We start from the raw sequence: 24,845 nt of genomic DNA, 5'->3' as shown, positions 1-24,845 counted from the left end.
TTGTTTCTTCTTCAGTGATGGGGTTCAGACTGGCATGTTCAGGATTTCTTCGTAAGCCTTGAGCACCTTGTTGCGCACTTGCAAGGTGGCTTCAAAGGCCAGAGAAGATTTCTGCATGCCCAGCACCACATCGGTCAGGGCCATGTCTTCGCCGCGGTCAAATGCGGCACGCATATCGGACGACTGGACTTGCAGGGCATTCACTTGCCCGAGAGCACCAGAGACCAGGTCAGAAAACCCGGTTTTCTGCACCCCGTTTGAGGCGCCGTTTTGGACACCGCCCAACTCGCTCGCGCCGGGCATGCCCATGGCTTTGCCGGCCGCTTCGTTTTGGTGGCTGCGCAAGGTTTGCAGCATCGACTGGATGCTGGCAGGGGAAATGGCTTTGTCGATCATGCGTGTCTCCTTCAGCAGGCCGCGCTGGCCATGCCCAAACCGTGCTCACGCAGTTGCGCGAGTTTGTAGCGCAAGGTGCGTGGGCTGATGCCCAAGCGCTTGGCCGCTTCTGTTTTGCTGTGTGTGTTGGCCAAGGTGGCCATGATCACTTGGTGTTCGTTCATGCGGGCCGCGCTGTTCAAGTCGGTGGCTTGAGGCATTTCGGCAGGCAGTTCGCGCTCGATCAGCCGGGGGCTTGGCGTGCTGCTGGGCAGCTGGGCCCAATCCGTCGGCGTGATGACGGGGGTGGCCGCTGTGGGCGCAGGTGCGGCTGTGGGTGCGGCAGCCACGGCCGATGCGGTCAACCAGTCGTCAAACATCAGGTGTGCGGGCGTGACCACATGGTCGGCGCACAGCACCATGGCGCGACGCATCACGTTTTCCAGTTCGCGCACGTTGCCAGGCCAAGGGTATTGCAGCAATTGGGCTTGTGCCTGGGGCACCAGCACCCATGGCTTTCTGTCGTGTTGCAACAAGCACTGCATGGCCAAGGGGATGATGTCGCCTGGGCGCTCGGCCAAGGGCAGCAAGCGCATGCGGAAAGTGGCGATGCGGTAGTACAGGTCTTCGCGGAATTCGCGCTCGACGATGGCTTTTTTCAAGTCTTTGTTGGTCGCGGCCACGATGCGCACGTTCAACTGGATGGTGCTTTGACCGCCCAAGCGGGTGAGTTGGCGCTCTTGCAAGACGCGCAGCAGTTTGCTTTGCAGGTGCATGGGCATCTCGCCGATCTCGTCCAAGAACAAGGTGCCGCCTTGGGCTTGTTCAAACAAACCTTTTTGCTCTCGGTGCGCGCCGGTGAATGCGCCTTTTTCGTGACCAAACAACATGTCCTCGATCAGGTTCTCTGGCATGGCCGCGCAGTTCAGGGCCACAAAGGGGCCTTGCGCACGGGCCGAGGCCTCGTGCAGAACGCGGGCCAGCACCTCTTTGCCCGAGCCAGTGGGCCCCACCAGCAGGGCCGTCACATCGGCTTGGGCCACTTTTTGGGCCAAAGCCAACAGGTGTTGGCTGGCCGGATCGACAAACACCACATGGCGCACGGGCTGCGGTGTCAAGCGGGCAGCCGTGGGGTGGAGTTGGTGGTGCAAACGCTGCCAAGAGGCGTGGCGCACATCTTGCGCGGCCAACACGGTCAGCGCGCCGGCTTGCGCGGCTTCAACCGCCAGATCCAGCTCTTGGCGATCAACCCGGCACACCACAGGGGTGCTCAGGCCTGCGTCATGCAAAAGTTGTTGAACCGCTTTGAGCCGCGTCACGTCGGCCGTCAGGTGCAACACCACCATGGCGGCGTCTGGCGCGTGGCTGAGCAAGTGATCGAGGGTGTTGACGGGCATCGCCGCCCAGCCACTGACCTGCAAGGCTTGGCTGTGCTCGGGGCTCAGGGCGGCTTCGGGGTCCAGCCAAAGGGCCAGAGGGTTGGTCGAGGGTTGTGACTTCACGGTGTTGGTCTCATGTTCAGATGAGACTAACTAAGCAACCCTTGTGCCAGCTTTATTTTGTATTTTTAAAAACCTAAAAAAAATCAAAATGAATACTTTGATATTTTTATCGGTATTGGGAAATTGACACCGGCTTGACGGAAGATTGACAGCCTTGGATCAGGCTTTGGGAGGGGGGGATTTGGGGGCGTGCAGCCGGCAAAAGCGTCCGTCGATGCGCAACACCTCGATCGAGGGCAGCAGACGCGACTGAAACCCCATGGCCCGGCAGGCATAGGGTGAAAAAGGCAAATGGGTGATCGCAAAATGCCGGCATTGCCAGCAGTTGGGCCCACGGGTTGAAGGGGTCAGCGCAGGGCCGGTGTCAGCCATGGCTGAGCTGGCCTGGCGAGACCCCTTTCAACTCAAGGTGGTGCATGGGCGTCATCAACCCAGCAGCTTGAGGACCGACTGCTGGCTCTGGTTGGCTTGCGCCAAGATGGCGGTGGCCGCTTGCTGGATGATCTGCGTGCGGGCCATTTCGCTGGACGCTTTGGCGTAGTCGGTGTCCAAAATTCGGCTGCGCGAGGCGCTGGTGTTTTGCGAAACGTTGGTCAAGTTGTCCACCGCGTAAGTCAATCGGTTGATGGTGGCACCGAACCGGGCGCGGTCGTCATCGATCATGCCGATGGCTTTGTCCAGTGTGGCCAGAGCGGACGTGGCGCCCGACAGGTTGGCAAGTGACAGGCCACTGACGCCCAATTTCTTCGAATTGATTTCGTTGAGCTTGACCTCGATGCGGTCGGAGTCTTTGCCGTCCACACCCAATTGCAGACGCACTGTGCCGGAGACACCAATGCCACCTGCGCTGCCGGCGCTCTTGTTGGTGAACAGCTTCATGCCGTTCCACTCGGTGTTGTCGCCAATGCGCGAGATTTCGGATTTGAGGGCCGTGACTTCGGCGTTCAGGGCCGAGCGGTCAAATGAGGTGTACGTGTCGTTGGAGGCTTGCACAGCCAATTCACGCATGCGCTGGAGCATGTTGGTGATTTCGGTGGTGGCGCCTTCAGCCGTTTGCATCAGCGAGATGCCGTCGTTGGCGTTTCGAATGCCTTGGTTCAAGGCACGGATCTGCGATGTCATTTTGTTGGTGATGGCCAAACCGGCGGCATCGTCGGCCGCGCTGTTGATGCGTTTGCCCGTTGACAACTGTTCCATGCTGGTGGACAGCGCACGGTTGTTTCGGGTCAGCGCGTTCTGGGTGACCAATGAATTGATGTTGGTGTTGATGACGGTCATGACAATGACTCCTAAAGGAAATGTTCAGTGATGAGGTGTGGCTTGAAGACGGGGGGTGACTTCAATGCAGTTGGGTGGAAGCCGCAACGGGCATGTGCTCGGAGACGAGTTCTTGCAGTGAGGAATACTCGTCATGCAACAAGGTGTCTTCGGGGTAGGCTGACAAGGCTTGTTTGGCTGTCAGCAATGCCCTGCCGGGTTCGCACTGGCAACGCAGCACGCGAATCAGGTGGAGCCAGGTCGTGGAGGTCGTTTTTTCACCTTGCAGGGTGATCAACTGGTTCAGCAGTTGTTCAGCAGTGTTCCAGTCCTGCTTCATTTCGGCCAGCAAAGCGCTGATGGCCAAAATATCTTCGCTGTCGGGGTACAGGCTCAATCCCGCAGCAGACAAGGCGTCGGCCAAGTCCATGTGGTTGGCATGGACCAGGGCTGCCATGGTTTGGCGAATTTCAGGGGCCGTGAACTTCGACACTTCCCGAACAGTCAAACTTTGACCGGTTCCGGACTGCGACAGCATGGCGTTTAAAAGAGAAGACATCATGGGCTCCAAAGGGAAGTGTCAAAAATGTTTCGGGATTGAAGTGTCAAAAACCGAAGCTGCCACAAACTAAGCAAACCCTGTGCCAGCTTTTTCTCTGTCTAAATCACGACGCTTGGCGATCAAACCGCGGGAAATCCCGGGCTTTGCCCTTCCAGATGCCCAGCTGTGCAGCCGCTGCCGGGTAGCTGGGACGGCGCTGGGGGCGCTCGGCGGCGAGGGACTGGCAAAGTTTTGCCGCTGTTGTCGCCAAACAAAACGGCCCCAGCTGGACAGCTGGGGCCGTTTGAACAGGGCCGAATCGGAAAATTGGGCGCTCAGCGCCGATGGCCTGAGGCGCAGGTCCTCAAGCCACCTTGAGGGCGGGTTGAATCCCGGCTTGCTGCAGCGACAAAAATGCTTCTTGCAAGGCCCCATCTTGGGGGTAGGTGGCCAGGCCTTGGGCCGCAGCGCTCATGGCCCGCTCGCTCTGGCCCATGCAACGCAACACGCGCACCCATTGGGTCCAGTTCGCTGCTGGGCTGGCGTGGCCCTGCAGGTTGATCAAGGTTTCCAAGGCCACACTGGCCGCGGGCCAATCTTGGCGGATCTGACAAACCAGGGTACGAATGACCAAGATGTCTTCGCTTTTGGGAAAGCGTTTGAGGGATTCGAGGGACAAGGCATCCGCCTCTTCAAGGCGGTTGTCACCCACCAAATCGGCGATGTATTGCCGGATCTTGGAGGGGCTCAGTTCTTGGGTGGCCAAGCTGAGCAAAGCAGAATAAGACGGTTGAACGAATTGTGTGGGTGTTGCACGCAGCATGATGGTCTCTCCTGTGAACTGATCGGCAAGGGTTGGCCGATTCAAGACTCCAGGCAACTTAAGCAATAGGCGTGCCTGCTTATGCGGCAAGAGCGCAGGTTTACCTCAGCAAGGCCAAAACGTACATGGGTTTTTGGTTGGCTTGGGTCAGCATGGCGGCCCCTGCTTGGTCCAAGATCATGGCGCGGGCCAAATCGGCGGTGGTTTTCGCGTAATCGGTGTCCATGATCCGACTGCGGCTGGCGCTCGAGTTCATGGCGACGTTGCTGGCATTGTCGGCCGCATGCACGAGGCGGTTGGCCGTGGCGCCCCACAAGGTTCGGGCTTTGTCGATCTCGGTCAGGGCCTCATCGATGGTCGTGAGGGCGCTGGTGGCACCCGAGCGTGTGCCGATGTTGACCGAGGCCACGGTCTGCGCTTTGGCCAAAGAGCCTGTGTCCAAGCTGGTCATGGCCAGGGTGAACGCATCGGTGCTCGATGCGCCCACTTGAAAAGAGATGGAGCCCGAACTGCCGGCTTTGCCCTTGAGGGCTTTCATGCCGTTCCATTCGGTGTTTTCCAGCGTGTTGGCAATTTGTTTTTGGAGTCCGGACATTTCACTTTTGAGGGCACTGCGGTCAGAGCTGGAGTAGGTGTCGTTGCCCGATTGAACCGCCAACTCGCGCATGCGAAACAGCATGTCGCTGAGGGTGCCGGCCGCGCCATCGGCGGTTTGAATCAATGAAATGCCCTCATTGGCATTGCGCACGGCCATGTTCAAGCTGGCAATGCGGGTGCCCAGCTTGTTGCTGATGGCCAAACCTGCCGCGTCGTCTCCAGATCCGTTGATGCGTTTGCCCGTTGCCAAATGGGTCATGGCCGAGGTGAGGTCGCGCTGATTGATGACCATGGCGCGCTGCGCCACCACGGCTGGGATGTTGGAATTGACGACGGTCATAGGGGCTCCTGTCCATAGCTGGAATCTGTCATTCATTGATTCGTCACCAAACTCGGGAACTTGAGAGGAAATTTTCAAAAAAATCGAACAGGGGAAATTTTCTTTTGGCACAGACATTGCTTGTTCTGTCAAAAAACCATCAACGGTCAATATTTTCCGGACGGAGCGGCACATGAAATTAACTTTGGACATGCATCGGGCCCTGGCATCGATCAATGCCGCCTTGATGAAAGGTGACGATGCCGCCGTGGAAAAAGCCTTCATGGGCGTGGACTTGGCGCAACTGCTGTCCCAGGACACGATCGCCATGACCCGAGCTTTGGGCAAGAAGCCCATGACCTTGTTGTTGTGTACTTTGGCAGAGCAAAACGGCGTTGAAGTGGTCCGAGCGAAGTACTGGTTGGCCTGTTACCAATCGATCTTGCGCGGAAAACTTCAAGCGCCGCTGGACCAGTTGTCACGGCAAAACGTGTTGCGCTTTGCGGTGGAGTGTTTGATGCAGCATCAGCCCATCACGCCCGCCGTGCTTTCAGGCAAAAAGGTCAAAGGCACGCCCCAGACTTGGCAAGACGCCCTGGAACTCTTGTTGGACCACAAAGATTGGGTGTCCGCTCTGGAGTTGCTTCGTCACTTGGGCAAACAACCCGCTGAAACTCAAATTTGGCTGCAAGTGGCCAGAAGCTTGTCACGGCGTCACCCCTTGTATGTCGAAGAGTCCGGTCAAGCCCAAGTGGATGTGGACTACCAAATTTTGGCCCGACTCTATGGGTTGTGTGCCGACGCCGCGCGCCGCGCCAAAGTGCCCCAGGTGGACAAGGCATTGGTGCAGTTGGCCGCCAGCGCGCTGGAGACGGATGGCGATTTCGACAGTGCGATTGAGCAACTCAAGGCCTTGGACCCGCATAACAAAAGTCTGGTGTTGCAAATTGACCTGGCCCGGTGCCTGTGTAAGCAGGGCAAAGCGCAGGCGTCGGTGGACAAATTGGACCGCGCCATTGAGCTGCTGTCGGCCAGCCAAAATCCAACAGAAGCCCTGACCCCAGATGCCCTGCATGGCGAGCGCCCCGGCACTCAAGCCGCTGAATCAGGCTTTGACGTGGTCAATGCCTCCCGTGCCCTGAGCGATTTGACCCGCATGGCCAACGAGAAGGGCACGCCCGTATTTTTGGTCTCCGGCACCTTGCTCGGCTACGTGCGAGAGGGCCAGCTTTTGGCGCACGACAAAGACATCGATGTCGGCATCGTCGGCTGGGAGAACCAGTACAACCTGTGCATGGCCTTGCAAGAGACCGGGCTGTTCACCGTCTCCGTACAGCACCTCAAAGGCCAAGACACTTTCTACATCCCCATCAAGCACAACGACACCGGCATGTGGATTGATGTGTTCGTCTACCACCCTCGGGGCGAGCATTGGGTGACCGGCGTGGACTTCTTTTTCGGCAACCAACAAACCTTCGCCTTCACGCCCTTTGAGCTGCAGGAAATCGAATTTTTGGGGGTGAAGATGCAAGCGCCCGCCAATGCCGAGCTCAATTTGACCGAGAACTACGGCAACTGGCGTGTGCCGGATGCTTCCTATTTGTCGCACCTGGAGTCCCCTTCGACCATGGGCAAAGGCAATTTGGATTACATGATCACTGCCCGCATGGCGATTTTGTCGGCCTGCTTGAGCAAGAAAAATCTGAAGATTGAAAAAGTTTTGTCCTTGATGCGGCATTACCGGGACATGCCCGGGGCCATGCACGAAGACTTGATGGCCAAGGTCGAGGCGGCCTTTTTGCAAACCACCCCCGAGAACCAGGAGCTGTGTCATGCGTAAAGACGTGGCGTGTATTTTGTTGGCAGGAGGCTCGGGCAGCCGCATGGCGGGCGACCAAGCCAAACAGTTTGTCCGCATCGCGGGCAAAACCATCCTGGAACACAGCTTGAGCGCTTTGCGTCAGCACTTGCCCCAAGTCCGCATCGTGGTCACGGCACCCTTTGCCGATGTGGACAAAGTCGCGCGCATGTTCCAACACGACCCCTTGGTCCAGGTGATCGCCGGCGGCGTCAGCCGCCAAGCCTCGACCCTCAAAGGCCTCAAGGCCTTGGTCGATGAGGCGCCGCACAACATCGTGATCCATGACGGTGCCAGGCCGTTTTTGGATGGCAGAACCCTGTCGGACGTGATGGAAGCCTTGGAAGACCACGAGGCGGTGGACGTCGCGATCCCAACAGCCGACACCATCATCGCCGAACGCGACGGTTTCATTGAAAGCATTCCCAAGCGCAAACATCTGTTGCGCGGACAAACCCCGCAAGCTTTCCGGTACAAAGACTTGGTGGCGTGTTACCGGACCTTGGGCGAGCAAAAGCTGGAGCAGTTCACCGACGATTGCGGCATCTTCTTGGCCTGCAATCCCGACGCGCGCGTGCGCATCGTCAAAGGCAGCGAAGAAAACATCAAAGTCACGTACCCCATCGACTTGATCCTGGCCGATGAGATGTTCCGCTTGCGCTCACAAACCTCGGCGGTCGACAAACCGGGCGTGAACTTGCGCGGCAAGCGCGTGGTGATATTTGGGGGCACACGCGGCATCGGCAAAGCCATGGCCGACATCCTCTTGGGTGGTGGCGCACAGGTTTCGGTGTGTTCGCGCGAAAGCGGGTGTGACATCACGCGCGAATCGGACGTGCAACGCGCTTTGCAAAGTGCGGTCGACGAGTTTGGCGGCATCGATGTGGTGGTGAACGCCGCAGGTCTTCTGAAAAACGGCAAGCTGCACGAGCAAACCGCCGGCGACGCCGCTGAGCAGATCAACGTCAATTTGATTGGGGCTTTGAATGTGGCGCGACAGGCCCATGCTTGGCTGGCGCAAAGCCAAGGTTCACTGCTTTTCTTTGCGTCCTCCTCTTACACCCGAGGGCGAGCCGGTTCTGCCGTTTACTCGGCCACCAAAGCCGCCATTGTGAATTTGACACAAGGGTTGAGCGAGGAGTGGGCAGAAGACGGAATCCGGGTGAACTGCATCGTGCCGGGCCGCACCGACACGGAAATGCGCACCTCGAATTTCAAAGCAGAAGCCCAAGACAGCCTGTTCAACCCGTACCAAATTGCCTTGTCGGCTTCGCGTGTCATTTGTGGAAACACCAGTGGACAGTTGGAACGTGTGCATTGAATGCTAAAACGCACTTAATATCTGAATATCATGAAAATAGCAATTGCTGGACTGGGCTATGTGGGTTTGTCCAATGCCATTTTATTGGCTAAAAACAACGAAGTGATTGCGTTTGACATTGACACCAATAAAGTGGAGAAAATTAAAAACAAAAAATCACCGATAGAAGACAGCGATGTGGAATTTTATTTGGAACATAAAAAAATAAATTTAAAAGTGACGAGTGATAAGAATTTTGCATATAAAGACGCGGATTTTATTATCATTGCGACACCAACAGACTACGACCCGGAAACCAACTATTTCAATACGAAATCTATTGCAAATGTAGTTGAAGATGTGTTGGCGATCAATCCAGAAGCGGTCATGATTATAAAATCAACCGTTCCAGTAGGATTTACAAAAAAAATAAAGCAAGAGGTGGGTACAGAGAATGTAATTTTCAGCCCCGAATTTCTACGTGAAGGTAGGGCATTGCATGATAATTTATACCCCAGCCGAATAATTATTGGTGAAATAAGTGAAAGAGCTGAGAAATTTGCAAAATTAATGCAAGATGGTGCAGAAAAACAAAATATTCCATTGTTGTTCACCGAAAGCACCGAGGCAGAAGCAATCAAATTATTTTCAAATACATATTTGGCCATGCGTGTGGCCTTTTTCAATGAATTGGATACATATGCATCGAAGCTGGGACTGGATACACGTCAAATCATTGATGGCGTCGGCCTCGATCCTCGAATTGGAAGCCATTACAACAACCCCAGTTTCGGATACGGTGGTTATTGCTTGCCCAAAGATACCAAGCAGCTGCTCGCCAATTACAAAGATGTTCCTCAAAATCTGATCCAGGCGATCGTTGATTCGAATACGACCCGTAAGGACTTTGTTGCTGAAGAAATACTTAGACACAAGCCGAAAGTTGTGGGTATCTTTCGATTGATTATGAAAGCAGGATCAGATAACTTTCGAGCATCGAGTATTCAGGGTGTCATGAAACGAATAAAGGCGAAAGGAGTGGAAGTCATTCTGTATGAGCCATTGCTCACTGAAGATGAATTTTTCAACTCCAAAGTGGTGCGCGACTTGGAAGAATTCAAGAAAAAATCAAATATTATTATTTCAAACAGAAGTACCGAGTTGTTAGCCGATGTTGCCGAAAAAGTCTATTCACGTGATCTTTTTGGAAGTGATTTCTAAAATGAGTTCACATAAATAATATAAATACGATAAAAATGACGGTATGCAAGCTGCAAGAAATTGAAAGATTTCAGACAAGGTCACGGGTGTCGGAAAAGTGCATGCCATTAATGGCATGGAATTTGCTTTAAAAACGACAATTTGAAAGGTGATGCAATGAGAAATTACAACAAAACGAAAAGAACCCTCGTCACGGGTGGCTCGGGATTCCTTGGGTCGCACTTGATCGACCGTCTGATCGCTAACGGCAACGATGTGGTATGTCTGGATAATTTTTTTACAGGAACTAAAGCAAACATTGACCATTTGCTTGACTCCAAAAAATTTGAACTGTTGCGCCATGACATCACACAGCCAGTGTTTATCGAAGTCGATGAAATTTATAACTTGGCAAGCCCCGCCAGTCCGATTCATTACCAATACGATCCGATCCATACCTTGAAAACCAATGTCATGGGTGCGATGAACATTGCTGGCTTGGCTCGGCGCATCAAGGCGCCCATATTTCACGCCAGTACAAGCGAAGTTTATGGTGATCCACTGGTTCACCCACAAACAGAGGACTATTGGGGAAATGTCAATCCAGTTGGCATCCGCAGCTGCTACGACGAAGGGAAACGGTGTGCCGAAACCATTCTCTTTGATCATCACCGTCAATACGCAATTGACATCAGAATTGGGCGAATTTTCAACACATACGGCCCCAGAATGCATCCCAACGATGGCCGTGTGGTCAGTAATTTCATCATGCAGGCTTTGAATGGTGAAAATATTACTATCTTTGGCAGTGGTAATCAAACCAGAAGTTTTTGCTACGTTGATGACTTAATTGAGGGTTTTTTAAGATTCATGTCATTGGATTCACAAAATCATAATTTTCCAAGAGTCATGAACTTAGGTAATCCAGTCGAATTTTCCATCATGGAATTGGCTGAAATGGTGATTGATTTAACCGGAAGTCAATCGAAAATAATTTTCAATCCACTTCCATCAGATGATCCTAAACAGAGAAAACCTGATATTTCAATTGCACATGCAAACCTTCAAAATTGGAGCCCCAAAGTTCAGTTGAGAGAAGGTATATTGAAAACGATCAATTACTTTGATCAGCTCCTCATCAAGGCGGCTTGACAATGAAAACAGCTATTATTTTTAATCCTTACGGATTGTGGGACTTTCATGCTAATTTTGAAGTGCCTATTTATCATAATTTGATTGCCCGAGGATATAAGGTCATTTATCTCCGCTGCGGTGTCGAATCTCAAGACTGTGACTTGCACCAGGCCAATGTCATCGGAATCCGACCAGTGAATGCTTGTGATAATTGTCGCAACCACACTGATGCACACCTCAAGGGCATGGGCATTCAATACCAATCTGTATCTGACTATGTTGATCCCCAAGAGTCTGATGAAATTAGAAAAATGATTTCCGGCATGGATTCTGCTCGATTGAAATCGTTGAATTTATTTGGAGTTAATATATATGAAATTTCTATTGGTTCGGTGCACACACATTTTCGCGTCAATGAAATTGATTTAAATAATGAAGTTCATGTAAGAACACTTCGCAACTATATGGTTAACGCCACGTTGACGATTGTTGCAGGAAAAATTTTATTGAATGAACAGAAACCTGATTTTGCCTTAATTTTTAATGGGCGAATGGCTGTGACACGTGCGATGGTGGAAATTTGTAAAATCCATGGTGTAAGGTTTTCTACGCACGAAAGAGGTTTGAATCGAGGTTATTTTTTAGTCAACATAGATGATAAATGTACATCCCATCATAACGCCAAATTCATATCGGATTATAATTTGCGTCACCCTTTAAAAGGGCATGAAGTAAAATTGGTAAAAAAATGGTTTAATGACAGAATTGGAGGAACCAATATTAATTGGAAAAACTTTCTTGAAGCATCTGATACTGACGTCGTCCTTGAGAAATCTGGGCTTAAAAGATGGGTTCTATTTACAAGCAGTACAGATGAGTTTGTATCAGAACCTGATCTTCAAAGTCCTTTGGGATCACAATATGATTGGATACTCAAAACTTGCGAAATCGCCAGTAAAAATAATGTTGAGCTGATTATTAGAATACATCCCAATTCATATGGACTAAATTCTACTGGAAAAAATTTAGATGAAAAGAAATTCTTTGATAATTTGGCAGCCAGAACCGATTATTTGAACGTTATAATCATTGATTCGACTAATACTGTTAATTCTTATGAGCTTGCCCGAACAGCCGATTTAGTGCTTACCTTTGGAAGCACAATCGCAATCGAATCGTTGCTACTGGGGAAGCGAACTTATGTTGCCGCGAACTCCGATTGGGTTCATTGCCCCAGTATTTTAAGTTATTTGAATGTGCCTGACTATGATGTTTTCTTGAATGAAGAAGCTGTCAATGGGGAAAATACTGATTTAACAGAGTCAGATTTAATTGTGGCTTACCGCTTTTTGTACAATTATCTTTTCAAATGCTTTGTTAATTTTCCTTTCATTGAGCAATTGAGCCAAAGTCATAATAAAATTCATGCCCAGAGAGCACAGGACTTTGATGTCGGAAACTACATTGAGCTCGATCATGTGGTTGAGTCAATGCTTGGGATGAAAAATTTGATTGCGCGCACTTCGGGTTATTTTTCGGATGATGATCTGAATATTGAAAAAAATGCAATTTTCCATGCAAAAAATTCCGCTGATCATGTGAACTTTTCTGTTATTATTACCAATTACAATTATGGTGTATATCTTCGTAACTGTGTTGAATCCGTCATTGATCAGGATGTTGAAGGCCTAGAGATCATCATTGTGGATGATGGGAGCACCGATGGCTCCAAAGCCATTATTGATCAGTTGCTTCTTGATTACCCTGATAAAAATATTATTCCCTTATTTCAAGAAAATTCCGGCCAACCCGCTATTCCTAGAAATAATGGCATCATGAAGGCGCTTGGCGATTTCATACTTCCTCTCGATGCAGATGATGTGATTGCAAGAGGCTATTTGAAGGGGTGTTTAGAGATCATCAAGAAGCGCCCTGAAGTGAACTTGATTTATGCAGATTCCATTCATGTTCACCCGGATAAAAATGTCAGACATCCTCCAGGCGTCTTTGCACCAGGTCGGATCAATAAGGCAAATCAAATTGTCATTGCGAGTGTATATTCTAAAATACTTTGGGAAAAAACTGGTGGGTACAAAGAGAATGTTCGTGGTTATGAGGATTGGGATCTTTGGTTAAATATGAGTATTCATGGAGCCGTTCCCGCCTATTACAACGGAGTGGGATTGATTTATAATGCCAAAGATTCTGGTTTGTTCGGAGATGCAAAATCAAAACATGATAAGCTCTATTCTCAACTGGTTTTAAATAATATTCCTGCGTACAATCATGATCGGCATCTTGTTCGTTGGGCTAGAGATTTTCAATCGATCAATAATTAAATTGTCAATTTTTGATAAATTGTGAAGTTCAATGGTCATCGCTGCAAAATTCATTCAGACTTGGATGCCGGTCTGAAATGAATGCTGCAGGGATGATTGGAAATGTTGTGCTCTTGCTTGTGTCTTTTGGGTTGGCAAGTTATTGATTGCGTTTTTGCGTCATTGAGCTACACCAAGTTTTTATTTGCCAAATAATTTAACTGGCATGGATCAATTTTACGTTGCCGTAACTATGGTTTTTTATATTTTTCCTATATCAAAAATGATCTTGATTGATATTGATGAATCTATTATTCATTTTCTTTAATCTTAATTCTTTGATTAATGGGTTGTTCGATCGCCATTTTCTATAGATGTGCAAAATATCCATAAAGTGATCGTCGGACTGTTGCGATCCAGAGTTCCTTGTCAACTTATTGGTGGGCATGCTGATCACGGAACTGAATAATGATATGGGTTTCATGGCATATTTTCTTTTGATATTAATTAGATAATCCCAATCTTCTAAACTGCTAAGGTGAATGTCAAAATCAATGTCTCTGATCAATTCCCTTGGGTATACCAATGATGAGTTGGGAATGAAGTTGGAGATCTCCAATTCTTCAGGATTTCTGTCTTCGATCAGCTTTTCTTCCCAGCCCAAGCTTTCAAATTGATTCCCATCAATGTGCTCTTGTTGCACGATGTAGTTGGTCCATAAAACTTGGTTGCGATCTTGAACATGTGGCGTCAGGTCAGCCAAATAGCCAGGAATCAGCTGATCATCGTCATCTAAGAACACAATCCATTCACCCCGAGCTTGGTCTTTTGCTGTGTTCCTGGTTTCGGAGGGCCCTTTGAAGCCGGGCAAGACCAGTAATTTTTTGTGGGGATGCTCAAAATCATTGACCACTTGGACTGAGTCTTTGCACCAAACATCCATCGCGACTATGACTTCTATGCTGTCCGTTTCCTGCATGCCCACAGACCTTAAAGCTCTGGCGAGCAGGTGAGGGCGATTGTGGCTGGTGACGATAACGCTGTATTGGGTGCCCATTATTCAAGCTTTCTCTATGTTCATCAGCTCATCCAGCAAGGCGCTGAGGTACTCGCCTCTGTGTTGCCAGGTGTGCTCTGTTGAAAATCTGTGAGTTCCAGATTGCGCCATGGCTTGAGCTGAACCGGTTCTGATCAACTGTTCCAATTCATCCAACTTGTCGCAAGCTTTGTTGGGCTCATAAAAAACGGCATTTTTTTCACCCAGTATGGACACCAACGATGGCGCGCATTCGCCAAAGACCAGGCAGCCTGCAGCCATGGCATCAAAGACTCTTTCGTTGGCCCCATGAAAATTGTTCATGGTGACCACGGACTTGCTGTTTTGATACCAATTTTTTAAATGCTCATGGCCCACGGGTTCCGCAAAAAAAATGTTGTCATGGTTCGGCAGGACTTCCTTCCAATCCTCGCCACCAATGAGAGCCACTTTCAGGCCACTTGAGGCAAAGTCTTGGACCAATTTGATTCGTTCCTTCTTCCGTGCGTACCAATAAATGGCGCGCATGGCTGACCCAGCCTGGAGAACCTCCCCTTCATCCATCCCGTGGTGTTTGGCTGCAGCCAAAAAGGCTGTGAAAGTGTCGCGGGTTTCAATGGTGTCCTGTAAATAGAGCACATCCTCAAAGAACTCTCTCGTTTTACCGGTCATTGTTTTCCAAAATGCGTTCACATCAGCGGTTCCACGCCACTGAGCCGCAATGCACACATCAAATTCGCGCGCCATGAACGGCGCTATCGTTTTTGCGGGTGATGAGCCAAACATTTGGGTTGAAAAACTGCCGCGCAGTCCCATGGACTCGGCAAAAAATGCATGGGATTCGTTGGGAAATATGAAGTGCCTATCGCACTGAGACGACATGTACTGATCGTAAAAAGTCAGAGGATGTTCGGTCAACCAGGCGACATGTTTGCGGTTGATGGCGGACAGCAACGACGTTTCATCGCCGCCATCAAGCCTGACTTTCAGGTCGGTGCCTGTTTTGTTGTAAGTCAGCAACACGTCGTAATCCTGCTGCATCAGGACACGCATGGCTTCTTCCTTGCCGATCCCCAGGGGGTCAATGATCAGCAATTCATGGTCATGCAAATTCTCAGAAATTCTCCGCATGATCGCCCATTGCATGGCGTTATCAATAGAGTTGCTGACTTCATCCAAATAAACTGCAATTTTCATAATTTACCTCGTGCAGTTGACAAGCATCTATCGTGCCTGGAATGTGTTGGAAATTCAGGCGCCAGTGTGCTTGCTTCGGGAGCGCTTATCTTGTGCTTTGCTATCTTTTTTTGAATCCTTTGTGATGCATTGACCAGGGTGTTGCCGCTTGTTTTGTTCTGTGAGGAACACTTTCGATCTTTGACAGGGGGAAGTTTTTTTGAAATGTCGACCCCTTGGCACATGAAAAGGATGGCTTGTAACCATTGGCCTTTCGAAGACGGCAAGGATTGGCCGGACCGCCATGGTCAACGCTTGTGGGTTTGGCATCCCTTTTTTTTGGAATGGTTTGCCAATCCGCGTCGTCCTGCGTCTTTTTGATTTGTTGGTTGGTCCTTGACTACAAGGGCATGTCATGACGAGTACCGGCTTGTTTTTTTACGTCCGAGGGTACTTGGCGCGCTTATTGCTTGACTTTATGGAATTGAGAAACTGACGCTTTTTAGACATCAAGCCGCGACAGTCGGGCTGCATCATTCAAGGACCACTTCATGCTTCGCAACTCAACCATTCTTGTGACCGGTGGCACGGGCTCTTTCGGGAATACTTTTCTGCCGATGACCTTGGCCAAATACAACCCAAAGAAAATCATCGTCTTTTCGCGCGATGAAATGAAGCAGTGGGACATGGCCAAAAAGTTCGAAGGTGATGATCGCGTTCGATTTTTTATTGGCGACGTGCGAGACAAGGACCGATTGCATCGCGCGTTGGATGGCGTGGACTATGTGGTGCATGCTGCTGCGACCAAAATTGTCCCAACAGCCGAGTACAACCCTTTTGAGTGCGTCAAGACCAACGTGATGGGGGCCATGAACCTGATCGACGTTTGCATCGACAAGGGTGTAAAACGGGTGGTGGCCTTGTCAACTGACAAAGCCAGCAGTCCGATCAATTTGTATGGCGCCACCAAACTGGCTTCTGACAAATTGTTTGTTGCTGGTAACTCTTACTCTGGCGGAAAAGCGACAAGTTTTTCGGTTGTACGTTATGGTAATGTCATGGGTTCAAGGGGCTCGGTAATACCTTTCTTTTTGTCTGTCAAAGATAAAGGTATCCTACCAATTACGGACGAACGTATGACACGATTCATGATTTCGCTCGAAGAAGGCGTTGAGTTGGTTTGGCATGCTTTTGAAGATATGGTCGGCGGCGAAATTTACGTAAAGAAGATTCCGTCTATGAAAGTTACCGATCTGGCTCGAGTGGTTGCACCCGATGCAAAACTTGAAGTAGTTGGTATTCGGCCAGGAGAGAAACTCCACGAGCAGATGATCAGTGCCGAAGATGCCCATTACACTTACGAATATCCTGAACATTTTAAAATCCTGCCAACCATCCATAATTGGGCCGTTTGCGAGAAACGTATCAAGACAGGTAAAAAAGTACCCGAGGGTTTTGTTTACACCAGCGACAATAATCCCGAGTGGATGAGTGACCATAAGTTACAAGACTGGATCAGCGCCAACAAAACCAAAATTGGGACCATCTGAGCCATGATCCCTTACGGCCGCCAGGACATATCGCAAGCAGACATTGAAGCTGTCATTGCGGTACTTAAATCTCCAAATCTGACGCAGGGTCCTGCCATTCAGCAATTTGAGAGCAGCGTTATGGCGCAGACCGAAGCCCTGTACGCAGTGGCCGTCAACAGTGCTACATCAGCTCTACATATAGCTTGCATGGCACTTGATCTTGGCTCTGGAGATTGGCTTTGGACCTCGCCTAACACCTTTGTGGCATCGGCTAACTGCGCCCTTTATTGCGGTGCACAAGTGGACTTTGTGGACATAGACCCCTGCACTTACAACCTCTGCCCCGCCAAGCTCGAAGAAAAACTCATTTCTGCACAAAAAGTTGGCAAGTTGCCCAAAATCGTCGTACCCGTGCATTTGACAGGCCAGCCCTGCAACATGGCCGCCATCCACGCCCTAGGCCAGAAATACGGCTTCAAAATCATCGAAGATGCCTCGCATGCTATTGGCGGCCAATACAAAGGCGAGCCCATCGGTAACGGCCGCTACAGCGACATCACCGTTTTCAGCTTTCACCCGGTCAAGATCATTACTACCGCTGAAGGTGGAATGGCCCTGACCAACAGTGCCGAACTGGCCACCCGCCTGGGTCTGCTGCGCAGCCACGGTATCACCCGCGACCCAGCGTTAATGACAGAGCCCATGCACGGCCCTTGGTTTTACCAACAAGTTGCGCTGGGCTACAACTACCGCATGACCGACATGCAGGCCGCACTCGGCGTTAGCCAAATGACGCGCTTGAATGACTACGTCAAACGCCGTCATGACATCGCCCAGCGTTACAACGAACTGCTGGCCGAGCTGCCCCTTGAGCTGCCCTGGCAGCATCACGATAGTTATAGCGCCTACCATCTATACGTGGTTCGTCTGCAGTTGAAAAAAATCAAAGCCACTCACCGCCAAGTTTTTGAAGCCCTGCGTGCCAAAGGCATCATGGTTAATTTGCACTACGTCCCAGTTCACACCCAGCCCTATTACCAAAAAATGGGCTTCAAACAAGGTGACTATCCGCAAGCAGAGCAGTATTACCGGGAAGCCATCAGCATTCCCATGCACGTCAATTTAAGCGATGAGGATTTGATTTTTGTTTCCAAAAGCATTCGAGAGGCTATGAGCTTATGAGACTCGCAGTTATCCCAGCGCGAGGCGGAAGCAAACGTATACCGCGAAAAAATATCAAGCTCTTTTGTGGAAAGCCTATGATCGCCTGGTCCATAGAGGCGGGAAAAGCCTCGGGCTGTTTTGATCGCATCATTGTCAGCACAGACGACGCAGAAATTGCGGAAGTAGCTCGGGCCCATGGGGCCGATGTGCCTTTCATGCGCCCCTCCGATTTGTCTGATGATTACTCCGGCACTATCCCGGTGGTAGCCCACGCTGTTGAATGGATTGCTCAGCAGTTTGGTTCCGTGCAATTTGCTTGCTGCTTGTATGCCACGGCACCTTTTGTGCAAGCCCAAGACTTGCGCCGAGGCTTGGACGTATTGCAAAGTTCTGGCGCTCAATACGCCTTCACGGTGACCAATTTTGCAGCTCCGATTCAACGGTCGTTTCGAATCACAGACCAACAGCGCATCAATATGTTCAACCCTGCGCAATTCACCACCCGCTCACAAGACCTCGAAGATGCATATCACGATGCAGGGCAGTTCTATTGGGGAAGGGCTAAAGCTTGGCTGTCTGGCGTGCCCTTGTTTTCGCAAGTCTCAACGCCCATCGTGTTACCTCGGTACAGAGTACAAGACATCGACACCATAGATGACTGGATTCGTGCCGAAATGATGTTTGAAATTCTCAATCAATCTACAGAAAGAAATTTATGACCTATAAAACCGATCAGGAAGAATTTTGGGCAGGTAATTTTGGAACCGAATACATACAGCGAAACCAAGGTGATGCATTGTTGGCTTCAAACTTGGCTTTTTTTTCCAAAGCTTTACATCAAGCTAAGGGGTTCAAGACTTGCATTGAATTTGGTGCCAACATCGGCATGAACCTCAAGGCGTTGAAGCTTTTGCATCCAGGGCTCGAAGCCCATGCCATCGAAATAAACGCAGACGCGGCAGAAGCGTTGGGTAATGTCATTCCAGCCGAGCAAGTTCACAACCAGTCTATTTTGGATTTCTATCCTTCACAGCAATGGGACCTGACTTTGATCAAAGGAGTTTTGATTCACTTGAATCCAGAGGTGTTACCGCAGGTGTACGACAAATTGTTCTCCGCATGCGGTCGGTACTTGTTGGTGGCGGAATATTACAACCCGGCCCCAGTTGCTATCCCTTATAGAGGCCACAGCGATCGCCTTTTTAAGCGTGACTTTGCTGGTGAACTGATGGACAGACATCCGGAACTCAAATTGATTGACTATGGTTTTGCATACAGACGTGACCCGAATTTCCCCCAAGATGACATCACTTGGTTTTTGATGGTAAAAAATTAAATTTTAGGAATTGTTGATATGCTCAGATATTGCAAATGCTGCGTCATGCCAGACACCAAGCCGGACCTTCATTTAGATGAACATGGGATTTGTAACGCATGCAGAAGCTTTGAGAAGCGAAAAGATGTTGATTGGGACGTCCGATACCAAGAACTTTTAAAGCTGCTTGATAAATACCGTCAGCAAAATGGCGCCAATTGGGATTGCATTGTTCCGGTTAGCGGCGGCAAGGACAGTACGTACCAAGTGGTGCGCATGCTTCAGTTGGGGTTGAACCCACTGTGCGTTACATCCACAACTTGTGATCTTTCCCCATTGGGTAGAACCAATATTGAGAACCTCAAACATTTGGGCGTTGATTACATCGAGGTGTCGCCCAACCCCCTTATTCGTGCCAAGCTTAACCGTGTTGGGTTGACTCAAGTGGGGGATATTTCATGGCCGGAACACGTGGGTATTTTCACGATACCGGTCCGTGCCGCAGTTCAATTTAATGTGCCCTTAATCGTTTGGGGGGAAAACTCACAAAACGAGTACGGTGGTCCCGCAGCGGCAGCAGAAAATAACGTTCTCACGCGCCGTTGGCTTGAGGAGTTTGGTGGGATGTTGGGTATGCGCGTTGCAGACTTGATTGGACAAGAAGGCATTGAGGCCAAGCATCTCATTCCATACACTTACCCCACTGATGAAGAGTTGCAACGGGTTGGAGTGACTGGCTTGTTTCTGGGCCATTACATTCCTTGGGATGGACTGTCCAATACATTGATCGCCCAGGCCAACGGTTTTCATACGTACCATAAGGTGGTTGAGGGATCGATGGTGAACTATGAGAATTTGGACAACCATCACACAGGTATTCACGACTATTTCAAATTTTTGAAGTTTGGTTTTGGAAGAGCAACTGACTTGGCTTGTCTGCATATTCGCCGAGGTCGGTTGACTCGGCAAGACGGGATTGAGGCTGTCAAGCGCTTAGACGGGTTATTTCCTTGGGAATATTTGGGTAAGCCTTTGAAGGACATTTTGCAGCCGCTTGATATGTCGGTTGAGGAGTTCATTCGCCTATGTGATCAGTTTACAAATAAGAAAATTTTCAAACGCGATGTAAGTGGTGCCTTGGTAAAAGACCCTCGAGGGAATTTGACCAAAATCAATTACGACAATGTCTAAGCGCTAAGCAATGAAAGTTGGTGTCATCGATTACGGTGTGGGAAATTTAGGCTCAGTGATGCGGGCTTTAGAGTTACTGCGTGTAGCGCCATTGTTGATCAACCGCCCGACGGAATTGCGCGCTACCGATTGTCTGATATTGCCGGGTGTTGGTAACTTTGCTGACTGTGTTCGCATGCTGGAGGCTGGGCATTGGATCGGGGCCCTCAAAGAAGCGGTCGTGGAGTACAACAGACCGCTTCTGGGGGTTTGTGTCGGTATGCAATTGTTGGCCGATAGTAGCTCCGAGGGTTCAGACAACGATGAGCCGGTTGCTGGTTTGGGTTTAGTACCAGGGCAAGTCAAACATTTGGGGGCTTTAGGTTGTCAATTACGGGTGCCGCATGCAGGTTGGAATGCGGTGACGAGTGGCTATAGAAAAGACCATTTGTTCCACGAAATACCCCCTGAGACAGATTTTTACTTTGTACATAGCTACGCCTTCGAAGTACAAAACGCCACCGACGTGATTGCCACCACAGACTATGGCATAACAGTCACGGCAGCCGTGCGAAGAGGTCACGTTTGGGGTACGCAGTTTCATCCTGAAAAAAGCTCCAAAGCCGGCTTCAAAGTGCTCAAAAACTTCATTGAGGGGCCGTCATGTTGAAGGTGCGAGTTATTCCCACCCTTTTGTGGAAACAATTTGGTTTGGTCAAAGGCGTCTCTTTTGACAGTTGGCGTCGAGTGGGGCCTGTGTTGCCTGCTGTGAAGGTTTACAACCAGCGCGAAGTAGATGAACTCGCTTTGTTGGATATTGTTGCCCACTTGTCTTCGGACGATCCAGACTTTGAATCGATTGCCGAATTCGGCCAAGATTGTTTCGTACCTCTGACAGTGGGCGGTGGCGTCGCGCAAATCGATCAAGTGCAGCTACTGTTGAGAGCAGGCGCCGATAAAGTTGCGGTTAACACTGCCGCCTACGCGAGGCCCCATTTCATTAACGAAATTGCTAAGCGCCATGGTACTCAGTGCGTGGTCGCCAGTGTGGACGTTCGCTTTCAAGATGGTGATTGGCTTTGTTTTAGCCATGCTGGTTTGCATGCCACAGGGCGACAGGTCGTTGCTTGGGTGCGTGAATTGGCGGACCGCGGGGCGGGCGAAATTCTCATTACCTCGATCGATAGAGATGGCACCATGCAAGGATATGACTTGAAATTGATTGAGGCTATTGCCAATGCAGTCAAGATACCTGTTATTGCGTCGGGCGGTGCAGGAAATTACCAACATATGGTTGAAGCTGTGACCCAAGCAGGTGCTTCAGCAGTGGCAGCAGCTAGTATTTTTCATTTCACCGAACAAACCCCTGCAGGTGCAAAAGCTGCACTGGCTGCTGCAGGTGTACAAGTCAGGCAACCTTTTACGGTTTGATATGAACATAGCCTTTCGCACCGACGCCTCGCTACAAATTGGCACAGGCCATGTCATGCGTTGCCTAACTCTGGCTAATGCAATGCGGGCGCGCGGTGCGCAAACTACATTCATTTGCCGTCCGCAGCTCGGTGACATGCTTTGTTGGATCAGTCAACAGGGGCATGCCGTGAAGGTCTTGTCCCCGGTGGACGATGGTTTCACCACCCCTTTTGCGCCAACTCACGCTAAATGGCTAGGAACGGACTGGGTCAACGATGCAAACCAAACCAAAGCAGCCTTAGGCGACCAATTTATGGACTGGCTGGTAGTTGATCATTACGCCTTGGACGAGAGGTGGGAAATAGCCCTTAGTCAGCATACTCGCAGAATGATGGTGATTGACGATTTGGCCGACCGCGCGCATAACTGCGACCTACTGCTAGATCAAAATCTTGGTCACACTCCCCAAGATTACGCTAGGCTGCTCTGCAGTTACACACAAACCTTCATCGGCCCAGCATATGCGCTGATTCGTCCAGAATTCACTCAATGGCGAGCTTATAGCCTTCAACGTCGCGATCAGGTGCTTATGAAAAACCTGCTCATCACCATGGGGGGGGTGGATCTAAACAATGCAACAGGACGGGTATTGGATGCACTGTTCAACTGCGAATTACCTGACGACTTACGCATTACAGTGGTAATGGGGCAAAAAGCACCGTGGCTGGCACAAGTTCAAGAGCAAGCGATGTACATGCCATATCAAACAAACGTGTTAACTGGCGTGAGCAACATGGCTCAGTTGATGGCTCAAAGTGATTTGTGTATTGGCGCTGCAGGAAGTACTGCTTGGGAGCGATGCTGTTTAGGATTACCAACGATTCAGGTTGTTCTTGCGATGAATCAAATAGGAATTAATGCAGCACTTGAATTAAATCGATCTGTAAAGACTGTGTGTATTGAAAAATTGAAGGTTGATTTGCCACCAATTATTGATTCCGATAATTTTTCTGAATTGTCTAAGAATTCTGCTAAAGTTTGCGATGGACGTGGGACGATAAAAATAGTTCAATGGCTAGAGAAAGTTAAAAATGAAGATAACTCTGCTTTGTAGCGATACTTTACATCCAGTTAATAACTACCTAAAAGCTTGGATGGAAAGCCAAAAAGGGGTGCATGACGTTGATCTTTTGCAAAAAAAGAACGAGCTTACGGGGGGCGATATTCTTTTCATGATTTCATGCTCTGAAATAATAACATTAAACGACCGAGAAAAATATTCAGCCAGCTTGGTTCTGCACGCCAGTGATTTACCTAAGGGGAGAGGATGGAGTCCACATATTTGGGAAATAGCGAATGGGGCAGAATTCATCACACTCTCTCTGCTTGAGGCTGAAGATAAATTAGATAGTGGAAAGATTTGGAAAAAAATACGTGTTCCTATTTCAAGAAATGCTTTGTGGGATGAGATTAACCATGCTATATTTGAAGCGGAAATTATTTTAATTAATTTCGCAATTGAAGAATTTGATATTGTGTCTCCATTAAGCCAAGATCAAATAGATGATGTTAGTTACTATGCAAAACGCACGCCATTACACAGTCGGATAGATGTCAATAAATCTTTAGCGGAGCAATTTGATTTAATTCGCGTCTGTGATCCGAAAAGATATCCTGCTTTTTTTGAGTATCTTGGGACAAAATATATTTTGAAATTGGAGAAAAATTGTGAACAGTGAAATTATCATTTCGGGACGGAAAATTGGAGCTGCGTATCCACCATATATTATCGCTGAGATGTCAGCGAATCACAATGGAAAGATCCAAAGTGCTCTGAAAATTATTGAAGAGGCCAAGAGGGTAGGAGCCGATGCGATCAAAATGCAGACTTATACTCCAGATACATTGACACTGAAGAGCAGTTTGCCTGATTTTCAAATAACTGAGGGTATCTGGTCAGGTTACACACTTTATGATCTTTATAAATGGGCGCATACACCGTGGAGCTGGCATAAACCACTTTTTGAATATGCACGACAGCTTGACATTACTATTTTTAGCTCCCCATTTGATAAAACTGCTGTTGATCTTTTAGAGGATCTTAATGCTCCGGCCTACAAGATAGCATCGTTTGAAGTAATCGATTTGGAGTTGATTCGTTATGTGGCTAAAACGGGAAAGCCTTTAATTATTTCTACAGGCATGGCTGATGCATATGAAATCCAAGAGGCTATTGATGCAGCCTATTCCGGTGGATGCAAAGAGTTAGCGATACTGCACTGCGTCAGTGGTTATCCAGCACCAGCGGGAGATTATAAATTGAGAACTATATCCGATATGATATCTCGATTTGGCTTAGTTACAGGTTTGTCTGACCACACACTAGACAACGCTACTGCAATTGCAAGTGTTGCACTTGGAGCTTCTATTATTGAAAAACACTTCACTTTAGATCGTAGTGGAGGTGGACCAGATGACAGCTTTTCGCTTGAGCCGGATGATATGAAAAAGTTGTGTCGCGACAGTTTGACGGCTTGGCAGGCGCTGGGTCCATCAGGTGCAGTGGACTATAGCCGTTCATCTAGCGAGCAGGGAAATATAAAATTTCGAAGATCTCTTTATTTCATACGTAAATTATCAGCAGGAACAGTTATTGGTCCAGATGATGTTCGCTGCGTACGCCCTGGTTTTGGTTTGCCACCTAAATATTTAGATAAGATTATTGGTAAAAAATTGCGGCGTGACGTTGAGTCGGCTACACCAGTACTTGAATTTGATCTCTGATATCAGCATAATTTCAAAAATATTTGAAATT

Annotated in this window: 24 protein-coding genes; 15 read left to right on the top strand and 9 right to left on the bottom strand. The window is 49.2% G+C overall.

The window, feature by feature from the left end; genetic code table 11:
* Nucleotides 1-24: 24 nt before the first annotated feature.
* From fliE to ACHEXK_RS08405, 7 genes are all read right to left on the bottom strand, one after another.
* Nucleotides 25-396 carry a flagellar hook-basal body complex protein FliE gene (gene fliE, locus ACHEXK_RS08435; RefSeq protein ID WP_416545191.1) on the bottom strand — a complete coding sequence of 124 codons (372 nt, stop codon included), beginning with the start codon at nt 394-396 and terminating at the stop codon, nt 25-27.
* An 11-nt stretch (nt 397-407) separates the two neighbouring features.
* Entirely contained in the window at nt 408-1,877 is a 1,470-nt protein-coding gene (locus ACHEXK_RS08430; RefSeq protein WP_416545189.1) for a sigma-54 interaction domain-containing protein, read from the bottom strand.
* A gap of 159 nt (nt 1,878-2,036) precedes the next feature.
* Nucleotides 2,037-2,249, bottom strand: coding sequence for a hypothetical protein (locus ACHEXK_RS08425; protein ID WP_416545187.1), 213 nt, complete (start codon nt 2,247-2,249; stop codon nt 2,037-2,039).
* A gap of 54 nt (nt 2,250-2,303) precedes the next feature.
* Nucleotides 2,304-3,155, bottom strand: coding sequence for a flagellin (locus tag ACHEXK_RS08420; RefSeq protein WP_416545185.1), 852 nt, complete (start codon nt 3,153-3,155; stop codon nt 2,304-2,306).
* 61 nt (nt 3,156-3,216) lie between these two features.
* The gene (locus tag ACHEXK_RS08415; protein ID WP_416545183.1) at nt 3,217-3,696 is read right to left on the bottom strand and encodes a hypothetical protein; all 480 of its coding nucleotides are present in this window, start codon (nt 3,694-3,696) and stop codon (nt 3,217-3,219) included.
* Nucleotides 3,697-4,039: 343 nt separating this feature from the next.
* Nucleotides 4,040-4,498 carry a hypothetical protein gene (locus tag ACHEXK_RS08410; RefSeq protein ID WP_416545181.1) on the bottom strand — a complete coding sequence of 153 codons (459 nt, stop codon included), beginning with the start codon at nt 4,496-4,498 and terminating at the stop codon, nt 4,040-4,042.
* 100 nt (nt 4,499-4,598) lie between these two features.
* Nucleotides 4,599-5,435 carry a flagellin gene (locus ACHEXK_RS08405; RefSeq protein WP_416545179.1) on the bottom strand — a complete coding sequence of 279 codons (837 nt, stop codon included), beginning with the start codon at nt 5,433-5,435 and terminating at the stop codon, nt 4,599-4,601.
* 172 nt (nt 5,436-5,607) lie between these two features.
* Between ACHEXK_RS08405 and ACHEXK_RS08400 the strand changes: the two genes are divergently transcribed.
* The 5 genes from ACHEXK_RS08400 (at nt 5,608) to ACHEXK_RS08380 (ending at nt 13,245) form a co-directional block, all read left to right on the top strand.
* Complete coding sequence (locus ACHEXK_RS08400) at nt 5,608-7,254, top strand: hypothetical protein (protein ID WP_416545177.1); 1,647 nt, start codon at nt 5,608-5,610, stop codon at nt 7,252-7,254.
* Nucleotides 7,247-8,593 (top strand): SDR family NAD(P)-dependent oxidoreductase, encoded by a 1,347-nt coding sequence (locus tag ACHEXK_RS08395; RefSeq protein ID WP_416545175.1) that lies wholly within the window; start codon nt 7,247-7,249, stop codon nt 8,591-8,593. The genes ACHEXK_RS08400 and ACHEXK_RS08395 overlap by 8 nt, the downstream gene beginning before the upstream one ends.
* 30 nt (nt 8,594-8,623) lie before the next feature.
* Nucleotides 8,624-9,793 (top strand): nucleotide sugar dehydrogenase, encoded by a 1,170-nt coding sequence (locus ACHEXK_RS08390; protein ID WP_416545173.1) that lies wholly within the window; start codon nt 8,624-8,626, stop codon nt 9,791-9,793.
* A 156-nt stretch (nt 9,794-9,949) separates the two neighbouring features.
* Nucleotides 9,950-10,924: a UDP-glucuronic acid decarboxylase family protein gene (locus ACHEXK_RS08385; RefSeq protein WP_416545172.1), complete on the top strand. Its 975-nt coding sequence runs from the start codon at nt 9,950-9,952 to the stop codon at nt 10,922-10,924.
* A gap of 2 nt (nt 10,925-10,926) precedes the next feature.
* Entirely contained in the window at nt 10,927-13,245 is a 2,319-nt protein-coding gene (locus ACHEXK_RS08380; protein ID WP_416545170.1) for a glycosyltransferase, read from the top strand.
* Nucleotides 13,246-13,501: 256 nt separating this feature from the next.
* On the opposite strand, the gene ACHEXK_RS08375 is transcribed toward ACHEXK_RS08380, so the two are convergent.
* Nucleotides 13,502-14,281 carry a glycosyltransferase family 2 protein gene (locus tag ACHEXK_RS08375; protein WP_416545168.1) on the bottom strand — a complete coding sequence of 260 codons (780 nt, stop codon included), beginning with the start codon at nt 14,279-14,281 and terminating at the stop codon, nt 13,502-13,504.
* A gap of 3 nt (nt 14,282-14,284) precedes the next feature.
* Nucleotides 14,285-15,457 carry a glycosyltransferase family protein gene (locus tag ACHEXK_RS08370; protein ID WP_416545166.1) on the bottom strand — a complete coding sequence of 391 codons (1,173 nt, stop codon included), beginning with the start codon at nt 15,455-15,457 and terminating at the stop codon, nt 14,285-14,287.
* 530 nt (nt 15,458-15,987) lie between these two features.
* Between ACHEXK_RS08370 and pseB the strand changes: the two genes are divergently transcribed.
* From pseB to pseI, 10 genes are read left to right on the top strand one after another with little or no spacing between them, the layout of a single operon-like run.
* Entirely contained in the window at nt 15,988-16,986 is a 999-nt protein-coding gene (pseB, locus tag ACHEXK_RS08365; RefSeq protein WP_416545164.1) for a UDP-N-acetylglucosamine 4,6-dehydratase (inverting), read from the top strand.
* A gap of 3 nt (nt 16,987-16,989) precedes the next feature.
* Nucleotides 16,990-18,150 carry a UDP-4-amino-4,6-dideoxy-N-acetyl-beta-L-altrosamine transaminase gene (gene pseC / locus ACHEXK_RS08360; RefSeq protein ID WP_416545162.1) on the top strand — a complete coding sequence of 387 codons (1,161 nt, stop codon included), beginning with the start codon at nt 16,990-16,992 and terminating at the stop codon, nt 18,148-18,150.
* Nucleotides 18,147-18,851: a pseudaminic acid cytidylyltransferase gene (gene pseF, locus ACHEXK_RS08355; RefSeq protein ID WP_416545160.1), complete on the top strand. Its 705-nt coding sequence runs from the start codon at nt 18,147-18,149 to the stop codon at nt 18,849-18,851. The genes pseC and pseF overlap by 4 nt, the downstream gene beginning before the upstream one ends.
* Entirely contained in the window at nt 18,848-19,468 is a 621-nt protein-coding gene (locus ACHEXK_RS08350; protein ID WP_416545158.1) for a pseudaminic acid biosynthesis-associated methylase, read from the top strand. The genes pseF and ACHEXK_RS08350 overlap by 4 nt, the downstream gene beginning before the upstream one ends.
* An 18-nt stretch (nt 19,469-19,486) precedes the next feature.
* Entirely contained in the window at nt 19,487-20,638 is a 1,152-nt protein-coding gene (locus tag ACHEXK_RS08345; protein WP_416545156.1) for an N-acetyl sugar amidotransferase, read from the top strand.
* Between the two features lie 10 nt (nt 20,639-20,648).
* Nucleotides 20,649-21,287, top strand: a complete 639-nt coding sequence (gene hisH, locus ACHEXK_RS08340; RefSeq protein ID WP_416545154.1) for an imidazole glycerol phosphate synthase subunit HisH — start codon at nt 20,649-20,651, stop codon at nt 21,285-21,287.
* Nucleotides 21,281-22,048, top strand: a complete 768-nt coding sequence (gene hisF, locus ACHEXK_RS08335; RefSeq protein ID WP_416545152.1) for an imidazole glycerol phosphate synthase subunit HisF — start codon at nt 21,281-21,283, stop codon at nt 22,046-22,048. The genes hisH and hisF overlap by 7 nt, the downstream gene beginning before the upstream one ends.
* Nucleotides 21,990-23,144, top strand: coding sequence for a UDP-2,4-diacetamido-2,4,6-trideoxy-beta-L-altropyranose hydrolase (pseG, locus tag ACHEXK_RS08330; protein WP_416545150.1), 1,155 nt, complete (start codon nt 21,990-21,992; stop codon nt 23,142-23,144). Before hisF ends, pseG begins: the two co-directional genes overlap by 59 nt.
* On the top strand, nt 23,122-23,769 hold the full coding sequence (locus ACHEXK_RS08325) for a hypothetical protein (protein ID WP_416545148.1): 648 nt from the start codon (nt 23,122-23,124) through the stop codon (nt 23,767-23,769). The genes pseG and ACHEXK_RS08325 overlap by 23 nt, the downstream gene beginning before the upstream one ends.
* The gene (gene pseI, locus ACHEXK_RS08320; protein WP_416545146.1) at nt 23,759-24,814 is read left to right on the top strand and encodes a pseudaminic acid synthase; all 1,056 of its coding nucleotides are present in this window, start codon (nt 23,759-23,761) and stop codon (nt 24,812-24,814) included. Before ACHEXK_RS08325 ends, pseI begins: the two co-directional genes overlap by 11 nt.
* The last annotated feature ends 31 nt before the right edge of the window (nt 24,815-24,845 follow it).

This window comes from Limnohabitans sp. DCL3 (assembly GCF_048019295.1).
GTDB lineage: Bacteria > Pseudomonadota > Gammaproteobacteria > Burkholderiales > Burkholderiaceae_C > Limnohabitans_A.
This window is presented reverse-complemented; position numbering and strand designations above follow the sequence as displayed.

What these genes read in the sequence shown, in the direction of transcription:
- fliE (WP_416545191.1), bottom strand. Translation starts at nt 396, where the DNA reads ATGATCGACAAAGCCATTTCCCCTGCCAGCATCCAGTCGATGCTGCAA.
- ACHEXK_RS08425 (WP_416545187.1), bottom strand. Translation starts at nt 2,249, where the DNA reads ATGGCTGACACCGGCCCTGCGCTGACCCCTTCAACCCGTGGGCCCAAC.
- ACHEXK_RS08420 (WP_416545185.1), bottom strand. Translation starts at nt 3,155, where the DNA reads ATGACCGTCATCAACACCAACATCAATTCATTGGTCACCCAGAACGCG.
- ACHEXK_RS08415 (WP_416545183.1), bottom strand. Translation starts at nt 3,696, where the DNA reads ATGATGTCTTCTCTTTTAAACGCCATGCTGTCGCAGTCCGGAACCGGT.
- ACHEXK_RS08410 (WP_416545181.1), bottom strand. Translation starts at nt 4,498, where the DNA reads ATGCTGCGTGCAACACCCACACAATTCGTTCAACCGTCTTATTCTGCT.
- ACHEXK_RS08405 (WP_416545179.1), bottom strand. Translation starts at nt 5,435, where the DNA reads ATGACCGTCGTCAATTCCAACATCCCAGCCGTGGTGGCGCAGCGCGCC.
- ACHEXK_RS08400 (WP_416545177.1), top strand. Translation starts at nt 5,608, where the DNA reads ATGAAATTAACTTTGGACATGCATCGGGCCCTGGCATCGATCAATGCC.
- ACHEXK_RS08395 (WP_416545175.1), top strand. Translation starts at nt 7,247, where the DNA reads ATGCGTAAAGACGTGGCGTGTATTTTGTTGGCAGGAGGCTCGGGCAGC.
- ACHEXK_RS08390 (WP_416545173.1), top strand. Translation starts at nt 8,624, where the DNA reads ATGAAAATAGCAATTGCTGGACTGGGCTATGTGGGTTTGTCCAATGCC.
- ACHEXK_RS08385 (WP_416545172.1), top strand. Translation starts at nt 9,950, where the DNA reads ATGAGAAATTACAACAAAACGAAAAGAACCCTCGTCACGGGTGGCTCG.
- ACHEXK_RS08380 (WP_416545170.1), top strand. Translation starts at nt 10,927, where the DNA reads ATGAAAACAGCTATTATTTTTAATCCTTACGGATTGTGGGACTTTCAT.
- ACHEXK_RS08375 (WP_416545168.1), bottom strand. Translation starts at nt 14,281, where the DNA reads ATGGGCACCCAATACAGCGTTATCGTCACCAGCCACAATCGCCCTCAC.
- ACHEXK_RS08370 (WP_416545166.1), bottom strand. Translation starts at nt 15,457, where the DNA reads ATGAAAATTGCAGTTTATTTGGATGAAGTCAGCAACTCTATTGATAAC.
- pseB (WP_416545164.1), top strand. Translation starts at nt 15,988, where the DNA reads ATGCTTCGCAACTCAACCATTCTTGTGACCGGTGGCACGGGCTCTTTC.
- pseC (WP_416545162.1), top strand. Translation starts at nt 16,990, where the DNA reads ATGATCCCTTACGGCCGCCAGGACATATCGCAAGCAGACATTGAAGCT.
- pseF (WP_416545160.1), top strand. Translation starts at nt 18,147, where the DNA reads ATGAGACTCGCAGTTATCCCAGCGCGAGGCGGAAGCAAACGTATACCG.
- ACHEXK_RS08350 (WP_416545158.1), top strand. Translation starts at nt 18,848, where the DNA reads ATGACCTATAAAACCGATCAGGAAGAATTTTGGGCAGGTAATTTTGGA.
- ACHEXK_RS08345 (WP_416545156.1), top strand. Translation starts at nt 19,487, where the DNA reads ATGCTCAGATATTGCAAATGCTGCGTCATGCCAGACACCAAGCCGGAC.
- hisH (WP_416545154.1), top strand. Translation starts at nt 20,649, where the DNA reads ATGAAAGTTGGTGTCATCGATTACGGTGTGGGAAATTTAGGCTCAGTG.
- hisF (WP_416545152.1), top strand. Translation starts at nt 21,281, where the DNA reads ATGTTGAAGGTGCGAGTTATTCCCACCCTTTTGTGGAAACAATTTGGT.
- ACHEXK_RS08325 (WP_416545148.1), top strand. Translation starts at nt 23,122, where the DNA reads ATGAAGATAACTCTGCTTTGTAGCGATACTTTACATCCAGTTAATAAC.